The 13,439-nt window shown below is 54.6% G+C and carries 15 protein-coding genes; 9 read left to right on the forward strand and 6 right to left on the reverse strand.

Annotated features, from left to right (window positions below):
- Positions 1 to 2 precede the first annotated feature (2 nt).
- The 9 genes from EBB79_RS14070 to EBB79_RS14105 all read left to right on the forward strand — a co-directional run bounded on the left by EBB79_RS14070 (position 3) and on the right by EBB79_RS14105 (position 6,345).
- On the forward strand, positions 3 to 407 hold the full coding sequence (locus EBB79_RS14070; protein ID WP_127749475.1) for a universal stress protein: 405 nt from the start codon (positions 3 to 5) through the stop codon (positions 405 to 407).
- A gap of 23 nt (positions 408 to 430) precedes the next feature.
- Positions 431 to 937, forward strand: coding sequence for a sulfopyruvate decarboxylase subunit alpha (gene comD, locus EBB79_RS14075; RefSeq protein ID WP_127749476.1), 507 nt, complete (start codon positions 431 to 433; stop codon positions 935 to 937).
- A complete protein-coding gene (gene comE / locus EBB79_RS14080) occupies positions 934 to 1,488 on the forward strand; it encodes a sulfopyruvate decarboxylase subunit beta (RefSeq protein ID WP_127749477.1) in 555 nt (184 codons plus the stop codon). Before comD ends, comE begins: the two co-directional genes overlap by 4 nt.
- 9 nt (positions 1,489 to 1,497) lie before the next feature.
- Positions 1,498 to 2,646 (forward strand): alpha-hydroxy acid oxidase, encoded by a 1,149-nt coding sequence (locus tag EBB79_RS14085; protein ID WP_127749478.1) that lies wholly within the window; start codon positions 1,498 to 1,500, stop codon positions 2,644 to 2,646.
- Positions 2,647 to 3,507: 861 nt separating this feature from the next.
- Complete coding sequence (locus EBB79_RS14090; protein WP_238704911.1) at positions 3,508 to 3,753, forward strand: helix-turn-helix transcriptional regulator; 246 nt, start codon at positions 3,508 to 3,510, stop codon at positions 3,751 to 3,753.
- Positions 3,754 to 3,823: 70 nt separating this feature from the next.
- On the forward strand, positions 3,824 to 4,153 hold the full coding sequence (locus tag EBB79_RS14095) for a helix-turn-helix domain-containing protein (protein ID WP_238704912.1): 330 nt from the start codon (positions 3,824 to 3,826) through the stop codon (positions 4,151 to 4,153).
- Between the two features lie 116 nt (positions 4,154 to 4,269).
- Entirely contained in the window at positions 4,270 to 4,428 is a 159-nt protein-coding gene (locus EBB79_RS24460) for a hypothetical protein (protein ID WP_164860816.1), read from the forward strand.
- Between the two features lie 688 nt (positions 4,429 to 5,116).
- On the forward strand, positions 5,117 to 5,509 hold the full coding sequence (locus EBB79_RS14100; RefSeq protein WP_238704913.1) for a DUF2237 family protein: 393 nt from the start codon (positions 5,117 to 5,119) through the stop codon (positions 5,507 to 5,509).
- A gap of 236 nt (positions 5,510 to 5,745) precedes the next feature.
- Complete coding sequence (locus EBB79_RS14105; protein ID WP_238704914.1) at positions 5,746 to 6,345, forward strand: dimethylsulfonioproprionate lyase family protein; 600 nt, start codon at positions 5,746 to 5,748, stop codon at positions 6,343 to 6,345.
- A 184-nt stretch (positions 6,346 to 6,529) separates the two neighbouring features.
- Here EBB79_RS14105 and EBB79_RS14110 read toward each other — a convergent pair whose 3' ends face one another.
- The 6 genes from EBB79_RS14110 to EBB79_RS14135 form a co-directional block, all read right to left on the reverse strand.
- Positions 6,530 to 6,895 carry a cupin domain-containing protein gene (locus EBB79_RS14110; RefSeq protein WP_127749481.1) on the reverse strand — a complete coding sequence of 122 codons (366 nt, stop codon included), beginning with the start codon at positions 6,893 to 6,895 and terminating at the stop codon, positions 6,530 to 6,532.
- 390 nt (positions 6,896 to 7,285) lie between these two features.
- On the reverse strand, positions 7,286 to 8,494 hold the full coding sequence (locus EBB79_RS14115) for a fatty acid desaturase family protein (RefSeq protein ID WP_238704915.1): 1,209 nt from the start codon (positions 8,492 to 8,494) through the stop codon (positions 7,286 to 7,288).
- A 29-nt stretch (positions 8,495 to 8,523) separates the two neighbouring features.
- Positions 8,524 to 9,288: an HpcH/HpaI aldolase family protein gene (locus tag EBB79_RS14120; RefSeq protein WP_127749482.1), complete on the reverse strand. Its 765-nt coding sequence runs from the start codon at positions 9,286 to 9,288 to the stop codon at positions 8,524 to 8,526.
- Between the two features lie 13 nt (positions 9,289 to 9,301).
- Positions 9,302 to 11,095 (reverse strand): thiamine pyrophosphate-binding protein, encoded by a 1,794-nt coding sequence (locus EBB79_RS14125; protein WP_127749483.1) that lies wholly within the window; start codon positions 11,093 to 11,095, stop codon positions 9,302 to 9,304.
- Positions 11,095 to 12,504, reverse strand: a complete 1,410-nt coding sequence (locus tag EBB79_RS14130; protein ID WP_127749484.1) for an aldehyde dehydrogenase family protein — start codon at positions 12,502 to 12,504, stop codon at positions 11,095 to 11,097. Before EBB79_RS14130 ends, EBB79_RS14125 begins: the two co-directional genes overlap by 1 nt.
- Positions 12,485 to 13,384 carry a sugar phosphate isomerase/epimerase family protein gene (locus EBB79_RS14135; RefSeq protein ID WP_127749485.1) on the reverse strand — a complete coding sequence of 300 codons (900 nt, stop codon included), beginning with the start codon at positions 13,382 to 13,384 and terminating at the stop codon, positions 12,485 to 12,487. Before EBB79_RS14135 ends, EBB79_RS14130 begins: the two co-directional genes overlap by 20 nt.
- Between the last annotated feature and the right edge of the window lie 55 nt (positions 13,385 to 13,439).

Below are 13,439 nucleotides of genomic sequence, written 5' to 3' on the forward strand. Positions count from 1 at the left end.
TGATGTACGACAAAATTATACTCGCCCTTTCACTGGAACATGGCATTGCAGAACAGGCACTGGAAACCGCGCGTCGCCTTGGCGGGAAAGACGCCGAGATCATAGCTGTGCATGTCTATGAACCCCCTAGCGGATCTGTCAGCACCTACCTTGACGAGGACCTGGTTCGCAAAGCCTATGATGATGCCAAACGCGCGCTCAAAGCTCGGTTTGACAACGCCCCAGAGGTCACTCCTGTGATCCTCAAAGGGCATTCCAGCCGCACCATCACCGAATATGCCGCCGAGATTAATGCAAACGCGATCATCGTCGGTTCCCACATGCCGGGTTTGCGTGACTATTTCCTGGGCACCACCGCCGCTCGGATTGTTCGCCATGCGCCCTGCGCCGTCATCGTCTTACGTTAGAATTCCCCCCAAAGGAGACAGTTTTGTCTATCAACACAAAAATCGTTGATGATCTGGTTGCTACTGACATCAGTTTCATCACCACTGTACCGTGCAAGCAACTGGCCGGTGTCATCGACGAGATCGACGCCCGCCCTGATGTACTTCACGTTCCTTCGAACAAGGAAGACGAGGGGATGGGGCTCTGCGCCGGAGCCTGGATGGGCGGCAAACGGCCTGCCATAATCATGCAAAACACGGCGATCGGCGTGACAATCAACACACTGGCAACGTTGATCCAATACTACCGAATGCCGCTGCCAATGCTGATCTCCTTCAGGGGAGAACTGCGCGAGCCGGTGGCATGCCAGGTTGAGATGGCCGTTCACACCAAGGCTCTGCTCGCGCAGATGAACATTCCAACCTATCATTTTCACAATCAGTCCGACGCTGACGAGCTGGATGCGATCCTGAAATACACTTTCATGTGCAACAAACCGGTCGCTATCCTGACCGATGCCAGTTTTTGGGGAGGCTACGGCGACCAATGATCCGTTCTGATATTCTGAAAGAAATCGCGCCTATCCTGAAAGACCAACTGGTGGTCTGCAACATCGGCCTGCCCAGCCAAGAACTGCATATGATCGATGATCAACCAACCAACTTCTATATGCTTGGCACAATGGGCCTGTCTTCCTCGATTGGCTTTGGCCTGGCGTTGGCACAAGATAAAAAAGTCATCTCCATTGATGGCGACGGGTCAGTTCTGACCAACTTTGGGACCTTGCCTACCATAGCCAATAACGTGGCTAACAACTACATTCTGCTGATTATCGATAATGGCAGCTATGGCTCTACCGGTGACCAACCAACCTATGCCGGAAAAAAGACCTCTCTGGCTGCGGTGGCACGAGCTTGTGGCTGCGAGAACGTTGTTGAGGTGGCTGCAAAAGACACCGGCAAAGCCCTACAAGAAGCTATTAATGGTGATCAGATGACCATCATCGTGGCCAAATGCGAAAGCGGTAATATCAAAGTTCCTGTGATCACCATGGATCCCGTCGTAATACGTGACCGGTTCATGACGTCGGTACAAGCGTAAGGCCTGGGCATGCTGTTTGATACTGGCATCCATTGCTACACCGATGCGCGCCGACTGGCGCGCAAGCGACTTCCCTGGATGGTTTTTGACTATATCGATGGCGCGGCTGGGCAAGAGCATGGAGCTGCCCTCAGCAACAGGGCCCTACAAGATATCCGGCTGACACCGCGCGTTCTGCGCGATGTCAGAAACCGGGACCTGTCGGTGACTTTGTTTGACAAGCTGATGACACGGCCCTTCGGCATCAGTCCAATGGGGATGTGTAATCTCGCGGCGCCCGGCGCCGATCTACAATTGGCAAAAATAGCGCGAGAGCACCGTGTGCCGCATGGCGTGTCAACTGTGGCTTCCACTGATATGGAGACCCTACACAAAGCCTCGGGCGGCACGGCTTGGTTCCAGCTCTATTTCAGTGGCGATGGCAGTGGCACTTTCAAGCTTGTGGAACGCGCTAAGGCAGCTGGCTATAGCACGTTAGTATTGACTTTGGATGTTCCGGAGGTTGGTCGTCGCCCACGAGAGCTCCGTCATGGTTTCAAAATGCCATTCCGTATTGGCCCTCGGCAATTCGTGGATTTCGCATTGCACCCGCGTTGGTCGCTAACCTCCCTGGCCAAGGGCAGCCCAAAAATGGCAAATTTCGATGGGAAGACCTACAAATTTGACCGCACCGAAAGCCGCGCAGCAGCAGACTGGAGCTACTTTGACAAGTTACGTGCGGTTTGGCCTGGCAAACTGGTGGTAAAAGGTGTCCTGCACCCCGATGACGCGTTGCGTCTGGTTGATGCTGGTGCGGACGCTATTCAGGTCTCCAGTCACGGATGCCGCCAACTGGACAGTGCCCCACCTGCCATTCTGGCCTTACGTGACATTCGCACGATTGTTGGGCCCGATTACCCACTCTTCTACGATACAGGAATTCGCTCGGGTGAAGACATCGTCAAAGCCTATTTCATGGGGGCAGACTTTGTTTTCATAGGCCGAATTTTATTGTTCGCAATCGCGGCTGGCGGCATCGAAGGTCTGCGGGTGCTTTGGGATATTCTAAGCCAGGAAGTTAGCTTGGCCATGGCCCAGTTAGGAGTGACAACAATCGGAGAGTTGAAAAACATAAAGGAACTGCGGGCTACTACGAGCTTTACAGATACCGGCTCTTAGCGGAAGTCGTTTCGAGACTTACCCCGAAACGATTGGCTTCCCTGAAGCAAACAGCCAGGGTTCGAAAGCAAACAGCAGCCATGTCCACAAAGTAATCGTTCAGTCATGTGACTCCATGCGGTATGGCAATGACCGCTTTAGGGAAGCTGAAACGCAGCAACCAATTCGGGGTTGAATGGTTGCTCTAGGCCGTATGTAAGCTGTCGGTGCTTTCTGCGGACCTAACTTTGCAAAGTAAGTTTTCTGCGTAATGCTGCCGTTGGAACTGACCGCAGCGAAGGTCAGGACCTCCCCCTTAATAGCGAAATGAGCGTGGTGCAGCATTCGGAGCACTCACCTCTTCCATCACGGTCAAGAACGGCAATCACGTCCTGCATCCGATCGCGCCAGACATCTTCTCGGCCAATGGAACCAAGTAAATCCGATTTGTCGTTCCGCACGCCCACCCTCCCCTACCACGCCCACACTTGATCTGGTTTTCTGTATCGCAGAACCCGGGTGACGGATGAAGTTTGAGAAATTGCTACGATGGAAACCTAACTGGTAGGTCACTTCATTGAGGCAGTTTCCGGAGTTTTCTGAGCCAAACTTGGCCTGCCAACATCGAAAGTTGTGTCCCGAATGATCGAGCCCCTATTGCCAATAATTTTGCAACTTTGTTTGTTGATCGCAGGTTCTCGTCATTGCAGAACGTTTGGGCGCAGAATAACCGCAGATTGAAAAGGATAGTCTTCATGGCCGAGAAACCTCACAGGTGACCAAGCCAATACCGTCGTAATGCTGAACGATGTCTACCCATGCCCCCCAAATCCAATGGTGCCTCCCCTGCCTATTCCCAAGAGGTGTTCTCCACGAGCGTTGGTGACCGTCAAAGCAGCACGAGGTGGCACCATGAAGCAGTATGAAAAAGACAGGCTCCTATCCCGGGAAGATGTAGAAGAAATCTTTGGGATCTCAAAGAGATATTTGGAGATTGCAGCGCAGCGTAAAGATGGCCCGTGCATGATCAAGATTGGTCGGTCTGTACGCTACCGGGTTGGTGACATTCGCCAATGGATCGAACAATGTGCGGTGGCGGCCACTGCAGGTCAAGGTGCAGGATCATGACCAAGCTCCAGCCATTGGACCTGTGCAGAAATGGCTAACCCATCAGTATTGGGCACGCCAGAAGCCAGCTTTGACGCGCTCAGCTATTATTGTGCTTTCAAGACTGCTGGATCGCCAGAACACGAAAACAGGTCGTTGCGACCCGTCGGTCATTCGCATCGTTGAAGAAACCGGTATGTGCGAACGTAGTGTGCGGGGCGCCTTCAAAGAACTGGAAACCCGCGGGGCATTGAAGCGGTACCGAGCCAATCGGCGGTCTCGAAATCAGTTCATGATCTTCTCTGTGGCCGAGTTGGACTTGCATCGCAACTTCGTGAAGCAAAAAGTACGGCGCGGCGCGCCTGCAAGCCTGCAGTCTGTTGCCGCTCCAACCTGCAACCGGCTGCACCCGAAACTATAAAGAAAAAGGGAAATGCCCAGAAATTGTGTTTGGATAAGTCGGCATCTTTCTGCAACACTGATCGCCGGGTGACAATCGAGTTAAGCCTTGGGGAGTTTGAACAAAGGATAGCGAAAGTGTTCGAGCGGGAAGGCTATGGCTACGAAGGGTTGTTGACACTTCCTGCAGCTGAGATGGAAACGGTCTTTGGGAAATTGCGTAGTGGCAGCATCTCATTCAACCAGGCCGCTGGGAAGATGCTTGATCGATACCGGGTAGCGCAGGATCGACTGTGAGCAGGCAGTCAAAAAGCGGCTTGGGCCCTTCCCGGCCCCCTCCCGCACGCGGGTAATTCACACCCTATGCCCGCCAAGTGTTTTGAGTTCGATGAGAGGTGAGGTTAGGGTTGTTGTTGTTACATCGCTGCGCGCCAGCGGAGAATTGATTGTGCCAAAGCGCTCGCCAAGCGGTTGTCGTTGGGCGTAGTTAAGCAAACCGATGAGATTTAGGGAGGCGGCGGATGCTGCAAGATAGCCACGGAGAGGCACATTCCTCTTGCTAATCGCACGGATCAGCGCCCCCTATATCGTGGAACCGGGCCGGAAAGCAGCGATGTTGCACCGACCAGTGAGTGATTGCCACAGCATGTGACCTACCTCAACAAACTTGATCCGTAGTCTGTCGTGGCTAGGAGTATCCGAGGCTCTGTGTATGACCATCAGCCCATACCGTTGAGACGGGTCATCTGTTGAAATTTTCCGGGTAAAGAATAGCGAACTGATTGCGGGCAGCACCTCAATCCCTGATGCATCGTCCCGTCTTTTCGAAATTGCGGATGGCCACCTGCCCCATCGAGCATCCCGACGCCTACTAGGCAATGCACTGGTTCAATGGATGTGGCGAGCCTGTTGACCGTCACTAACATCCTCTCCTGCTTCGTTGTCGTATGTGCTAATCAGGGGAATATAATCGAGGACACAATTGATGAGCGACAAAGAATTGACGATGGATCCCAGCCTAAATGTTTTGGGCGAAGACCTTAAACCCTGCTCCACATCTCCGGTAACAGGGTTTTTTCGCGATGGCTGCTGCAATACTGGGGCTGCTGATACGGGAAAGCACACTGTTTGTTGCATCATGACCAAAGAGTTCTTGGCCTTTTCAAAGTATATTGGAAACGACCTTTCGACGCCCCGACCAGAATTCCATTTTGCCGGATTGAAAGAGGGAGATCGATGGTGTCTGTGCGTGGATCGCTGGCTGCAAGCACATCAAGAAGATCCAGCGCCGCATATCGTTCTTGAAAGCACCCATAAGAACGCCCTTGAGACTGTTCCGCTGGAAGTCCTCAAAAGGAAAGCCGTGGATATCAACTGAGGTTGGCGGCTTACCTCTGGCCCATATTCAAAAAACTATCCACCCCGCGCAACCCGCCGTTCCTGTCGCTTGCATGAGGAACACCAATCACGCTCGGGGCGGCCATCATACATCTGCATATATTCATCTTCGCTCCTGTTGTGGAATGGACTGCTCATACAAGCCTGTCTGTTTTTGCTCCATTGCTAAAAACTCAATCTTCCCCAACGGTACCGCAAAAGAGAGGTTCGACCACCATGATGCGCCCCAAACCAATGCAGGAGTTCCTCGATGCAATCATTTCGGCCGCCGACTATTACGTGACCGACCCCAACGGAAAGGAATCGCTGGCAAAGATTAGAGCGGCCCTTCAAACGCCGTCTAAGATGTCTGATGGAGCGGGGGCACAATTGCCGATCCGCGATAGTTTAGAAGAGGTGGCCATTCCATCGCATTTTCATGCGCCTGAGCTTCGCCATTTGGTGGAAACCTTCCTCAGGCTTGAGCCTATGCTCAATTGGCGTCGACGGTCAGGTGATATGTCTTGCGCGAGCGCAAACTTTGCAGAGGGCCATGCAAACGCAAACATAGTCGGTCCAGGTGGCATCGAATGGCGGACCGACGTCTGGCTTGGTGTCACACTACTTTCGCCGAATGTTAGGTATCCTGACCATAGCCATCCACCGGAAGAAACTTACCTGGTATTGAGCAATGGCTCCTTTTGTCATGGTGACAGCGAGTGGTTCGAGCCCGGTATCGGCGGCACGTTTTACAATTCGCCTGGTATTGTGCATGCAATGCGTTCTGATAGCACTCCACTTCTTGCATTCTGGTTGCTGTGGGCTGGTGCGGAGTAAGCGAGCTAACGAACTCGCATGGAAACACAATGTGGTCGCGAACGGCCCCGCCCCAACCTTGGCACTTGTGGCCAACTCTCCGACGCCGCTTCACCAGAACGGACATTCGTGTTCAGCGCAGCTTTCAAAGTCCAAGGAGACCCGCAGCGCGGACATTCCTGCCTTTCGTTGTGCCAGTTCAGCTCTAATCAAACTGGACAATAACCGCCTCAAAATCCTCGTCACTTGTCACGCGCGTATGATGGCCTTTGCCGTGTCGGTCTTCCATATGCCAGACGTCACCACGAACGATGTCTCGCGCTGAGCCGTCACTTGCTGTGACACGCACGGCACCAGAAAGGCAGATCAACTTCTGCCTAACGGGAGTTGGGTGGACCGGTTCATCCCAGCCCGCGCGTAGCCTGAGAAACATCATCTGCTTTGCTGGTTCCGGCTCAGAGATTTCGACGTTTTGAGCTGGAGGAGCAAAAACATGCTCTTCAAGGTTAACTTCAACCTCCAACCAGTGGCTTTCCCCCAATTCGTCGGCAAACAACTTCTGAAATCTCATCGGTAAGTCCCTAAAGCAATCTATTTCTCGAAACGATACAACCGGTCCCGAGACGCGTCCAAGATAATCTACCGCCCCCAAACCGTTTCCGCCGTAGGCTCGGAGCAGACTTCTGCGGCGCGGCAACTTTCTAAAGAGCTAGGAAAGACAAGCTGACAAGAACGGCCCTAATCGGTCCTTCGAACGGTTTGCAGCGAAGGGCAGATAAGAGCCCAAACTGTGAATTTGATTTTCTCGCTGCGCGCGTTCGCAGCGCAAAAATTGCGGCAAGCGCGAAGCTATATGTGCCGCCATAGATCAGAAGAACCGGACATTCGAGCTTTCGAGAGCAAGCTTTGATCGGCGATTTCACACATCACGGGATAATGCTGCCATTTGCGGTCTTTCGCTTCAGACCGCGTAGGTCTTAAGAATTTCAACCTCACGGCGGTACGGAGTCGCCCCGAATGGCAAATCTTGCACGATAACGGCCTCCTTATATTGAAGCTGTTTGACCAGAACGGGCACCAATCGCAAATAGGCGCCAAAAATCGAACGTTCTGGCGGCGGCAGTTCATGTTTGATCAACTCATGCAGCTTGGGAAGATTGTAGTAAGGCACCTTGGTGAACATGTGGTGTTCCAAATGATAGTTCATATTCAAATAGATGAAGCGGCTGATCGGATTCATCAAAACGGTGCGGGTATTTAGGCGGTGATCCGATACGTTTTCAGCGAGTCCTAGGTGCTGCAAAAGACCTGTCATGACGTGATGCCAAGCCCCGTAGAGGCGGGGAAGTCCAACTAACATCAATGGCAAAATGGAAGCGGTCAGGATCGACAACACTATGGTGAAGGCATAAATCGTCAACCAAATACGAGTGACCATGAAAACTTTTGGGTGGTCTTTTAGTGCGACAAACATCGCTTCTTCGGGATCTATGCGACCGCGCGCGTGCGAAAACATTCGCTTGAAGGCATTGTAAACATCAACGACCCCAACAAACATCAAAGCGATGCGCAACAAATCGGGCGGGCGCATTGCAACAATTTCAGGATCACGCCCCACGACGATGGTATCTGTGTGGTGCCTGACGTGGCTGGCCCTCCAAACAGCAGGATTTCTCATCATCATAAAGCTGGCGATTTGATAAACAGCATTGTTCATCCATGCCGTCTTAAACGCCGTATTGTGCCCGCATTCGTGCCACCGCGAGTCAGCGCCCGACCCATAAAGAACGCCGTAGATGAGCCAGAACGGAAGAGACCACCACGATGGCCAGAGGGCAATTGCACATCCAGCCGCGACACACATCGCCCCGAGCCAAAGCGCGGTGTCGCGCATCGCACGCGCATCGGATTTTTGCATTAAGTCCCGAATTTTCTGGGGATCAACAGCTGGGCGAAACCACTTGGGGTTCGCCCAGCCTTTTTCGGTGGCAAGGCGGCTCGCTTCGGCAGAAAGGAGGTAATGTGCGCTCATTAAATTTTTGTAACCTCGCGATTTTTGCAAGTCAATTTGGGCTCGATTGGCCCATATCTTTTGCAGAAAATATCGAGTTCTGGGCAGACGGTTTTGGTCAATCGTCCAAGTGTAGCGACCTGTGCAAACGGTGAACATGCCTGCGCTCGCTCAAAGACAGATCGTGCTCAATTAAAACGTTTTCGAATGCCAGAGATAGCGTCTGCCAAGACCACCAAATCCACCGAAACGGCCACAAAGGTTGCGCCTATGCTGAGGTATCGGTCTGCGACATCAGGGTCGAGCGCCATAACGCCGGCCGGCACACCCATTTCAACCAAGCGTTTGATAGCATCGCTGACGGCCGCATCTACGTCGGGATGGGTCATCTGCCCGCGCAGCCCCATGCTTGCACTGAGGTCGGCGGGACCAATGAAGACAGCATCCACGCCGTCAGTTTTGGCAATCGCGTCGAGGTTTTGCAGCCCCGTCAGAGTTTCGATCTGCACGATAAGACACAGTTCATCTTCGGCCACGTTGTAATAATCATCGACCTTGCCGTAGCGTGTGGCGCGGGTCATGCCCGCCATACCGCGCATGCCTTGCGGGCCATAACGCATCGCATGCACGGCGGCGGCGGCCTCGTCTGCTGTCTGCACGTAAGGGACCATGACCGTCTGCGCGCCCAAATCCAGAACCCGTTTGAACAGGGTTGTATCGTTTGACGCGACGCGCACCACAGCCGAGGTGTCGGGGTTTTGCCCAATGGCCTGAAGCGCGGGCAAAACCTCGATCGTTTCAATCGCCGCGTGTTCGCAATCCACTAAAACCCAGTCAAAGCCGGCGCCGCCCAAGAGTTCTGGCACCGTATTGCCGCCGATGGTGTTCCAGACCCCCAATTGCCGCTTTTGATTTGCGATGGCGGATTTGAAGCGGTTCTTGGGATTCTGCATAGCGCGGCTTTCTTTAGGTCGACACGTGGCTGACGTCTTTGTCAGGTGAATAGATGTCGAGGATATTCCAATGCCCAGTTGTGGGAGTTGGGTTGTTGATCATGGGGACATCCAACACCGTGGGCTTGCCGCTGGCAATGGCGGCCTGCAAAGCGGGGAGTAGTTCATCCGCAGACGAAATGCGGATACCTTCCGCCCCGTAGGCGCGCGCAATCTCGGCGTAGCCTGGCCCGTTGGTCGGTGCCTCAGCGCTGCCCGGGAAAGTCGTGCCGTAGGTCAGCCCATAGTGCGCCTTTTGCAGACCAGCAATGGTGCCGAAGGCGTTATTGTTCATTACCAGCCAGATGATCCCTAGGTTCAACTCGACCGCCGTCGCCAGCATGGACGGGTTTTGGCCAAATCCGCCATCCCCCACAAGCGACAGGACCACACGCTCGGGCGCTGCCAGTTTTGCGCCAATGGCGGCGGGCGGACCAAAGCCCATCGTCGCAAAGCCACCCGGTGTGAGGATCGACCCCGGCGTCAGGATGTCGAACTGTTGACCCACGCCGTTTTTATTCCAACCGACATCCGTTGTGATAATCGCATCATCGGGCAAGGCAATGCGCGTGTCGGCCAAGATGCGTTCAGGCATCATCGGGAACGCCGCGGATGTTTGCATGTCGGCGTTTGACGCTTTGAACGATGTGCGGAAATCTGCGATCTCGGCCTTTTTGTCTGCGCGATCAAACCCGTCGGGGTACATATCGCGTGCAACACGGTTGAGCACGCGCAGGGCGGCCTTGGCGTCGGCGACGACACCGATTTCTGTCGGATAATTTCGGCCGATCTCTTGCGGTTCGATGTCGATGTGAATGACCTTCGTGTCATTGCCCTCGGCCCCGATGTTGAAGGTATAGCCGGGATACCAGCTGGAGCAATCGGCCTCTTTGAACCGCGTGCCGACAGCTAAGACCACGTCAGCATTCAGGCAGGTCTGATTGACCAATTCGGTGCCCCAGAACCCCGTCATACCCATGACCAGCGGATGATCGTCGCGCACAGCACCTTTGCCCATCAGGGAATGCGCAATCGGCAGGCCCATGTGGGTGGCGAAATCATCCATTTCCTGGCTCGCCTGCGCCAGTAGAATTCCGCCGCCGACATAGGCGACGGGCTTGTCTGCAGTTGCGATCTTTTCGATGATCGCGCGGGCGGTTTCATCATCAATGCTCGGTTTGATCAGCGATTTGGTGTTGCCCGTGATGCGATCAAAGGTATCGGACGGGATGACTTCGCTGAAGATATCCATTGGAACGTTGACCAACACGGGGCCGGGTTGGCCACTTTCGGCCAGATGAAACGCCTTTTCAAGAATTTCCGCCATAAGGTCCGCACGATCCACCCGCCACGCGCGCTTCACGAAGGGGCGATAGATTTCCCATTGGGCCGCATCCGCGTGCAGGTTCACCTCTTGATGCGGATGCTTGCCGTAGTAATGTGTCGGAATATCACCCGCGATCACCACCATCGGGATGCAATCAAGTGCGGCGTTGGCGACACCTGTGGCGCAGTTTGTCAGACCCGGCGAGAGGTGCGACAGCACCACCGAAGCCCGACCTGTGACACGCGCATAGGCATCCGCCGCGTGGCTGGCGATCTGTTCATGGCGCACAGTGATGAAATCAATCGGGCTTTCGGCCAGCGCCGCCAAAACGGCGATGTTGGTGTGGCCACATAGGCCAAACACGTGCTCAACGCCGCGACGACCCAGAAAATCAACGATATGCTCTGCGACGGTTTTACCGCCTGCTTTTGTGCCATCCATTATGCTACCTCCTGTCCGTAAAATTCACCGAAAAGCTCTTTCTCGCTGGGGCGATCTTCGGCGATGGGTCGGGCGACCCACGTGTAATTCATCATGTGTTTCATGGTGACGTTTTCGTTGGTGATGTTGCCGCCCCAGATGCCGCAGCCCAATGAGGAGGTCATCGGCATCCCGTTGGTCCACGACCCAGCGTTGGCCTTGGATTGCGGCTGGCGGACCATCATGCGGCTGACGGGGGCAACCCGCGCCAAAGTGTCGATGTTGTCGTCGTTGTGGCTGTAAATCCCGCAGGAATGGCCAATACCGCCCGTCGCGTAAATCTGGCGCACCGTGTCGAGCGCGTCTTCGAACGTATCAAAATGATACAGCGCCATTACCGTGGTGAGTTTTTCCTTGCTGAACTTGTGATCGGGCCCGATCTGTCCCTGATTTTCGACCATCAGGAACTTGCAATCCTCGGGCACCTTGAACCCTGCGACCTCCGCCGTTTGCTGTGGCTTGCACGCAATCGTCGGGAAGGTGCGGTTGCCCTTTTCATCCCACATCGCCGCCTCGAGAAGAGCCTTTTCTTCTGCGCTGCACAGATACCCGCCTTCGGCCTGCAATGCTGCGACCATTTTATCATAAATTGACTTCTGGATGATAATGTTGCCATCCGCCGAACAGCCGGATCCGAAATCAGATGTCTTGGAAATGCGCGTATTGGCGGCAGAGATGTCGATGTCCGCTGTCTCGTCGATCACGATGGATGAATTGCCCGCGCCAACGCCGTAAGCAGGCCGACCCGAAGAATATGCCGCCTTCACCATGGGTTTGCCGCCCGTTGCCAGCGTTAGGTCACATTCTTCCATCAAGTGCTGCGTCAACGGAATAGACGGATACCGCACCGCCTGAAACAGATCGGCAGGCGCACCCACAGCCACACAGGCCTTGCGCATCATTTCTGTCATTTCGTAGGTGGTGCCCGCCGTGCGCGGATGCGGTGAGAAGATCACGGCGTTGCGGGCATTGGCGGATGACACCCCTGTTACGGGGGGCGTCATCGCGGGGTTCGTCATCGGGATGAGTGAGGCGATCACACCGGCAGGTTTGGCGTATTTAACCAGCCCCTTGGCTTCATCCACTTCCACCACGCCAGTGGAGGGCGTGCGCAACACATCGCGCAGCACCATTTGGATCTTGAAACGTTTGGCAGGGCGGCCGGTGCGATCCCCGATCCCGCTTTCGTCAACACCTTGTTCGGCCAAACGCGCGAAAGTATCTTCGTTGCCCGCATACCAAGCAATCGCTTGGCTAAGCCGATCCAGATCGGCCTGCGACCAGTCCTGAATCTCTGCCATCGCTGCGCGGGCACGCAAAATCATGTCTGCCGTCAGTTGGCGGTCTTCGTCAGTAAGCTCTTTGGCCATCTGTCTGAGTGCTTTCTTGTAGGGGGATCGGATGGGTGCGCCGCTCGGACCGGACATGGCCGAAGGTGCGTTTGGCGTGCTGCAAACAGCGCCGTGCATGTTCTTCAAAGCCCAGCTCTGTGACGCGGGATTGGTTCGGAAGTTCGATGGAATAATCCACGGGCGGCATACGTTCGATGATGCCTGCGAAATCAATGCAACCTTCACCTGGATAAAGCCGCGCATCACGGGCCAGTTGGATCATGCCCTCACGGGTATCCGCGATGCCGGGCAAGGCGTCCGAGATATGAAGGAAATTCAAGAGATCGGCGGGCACATGCAACAGTTCAGCGAGGTCGACGCGGCTCAGATGCAGATAGAGCGTATCCACAAGGATGCCGCCGTTGGGCTGGTCCGCCGCACGCACAATATCAAGCGCCTCGTCCAACGTGCGCAGGCGGCTGAAGCTCGGGAATTCAAGATCAACAGACAATCCGAATGGGGCCGCAATTTCACAGGTTTCGGCATAGCAATCGACGATAAAATTGCGATCATCCCGCGTGGGCGTCCACGCGGACATGATCATGCGGGTTGCGCCCAACTCGCCGCCCAGCTCGCAGGCCGCTTCAAATGACCGCGGATCGCAATCTTCTGTGATGCGGGCCAGCTCGACGTCGAGAACCTTCAGACCCGTTGTTTGAAGCGCCGTCTTAGTGGCCGATACCATCTGCATGTCGATCGGGCTTTCACGAAATTCACCAGGCACGTTCATCTGGATAAAGCGCGGCGAAACAGCATCATAGCCCGCACGCGCAGCGATATAGATCAGCTCGGGCGCGGTCGCATTGATAAGGGTCAGGTGCGCAAGAGAATAAAGTGGGCCGCCAGTCTCGTTTGGCATATTGGAATCACCTCATGATGTCTGCAAAAATGCATATCATAATAAGTAATCTAAA

This window comes from Parasedimentitalea marina (assembly GCF_004006175.1).
GTDB classification, from domain to species: domain Bacteria; phylum Pseudomonadota; class Alphaproteobacteria; order Rhodobacterales; family Rhodobacteraceae; genus Parasedimentitalea; species Parasedimentitalea marina.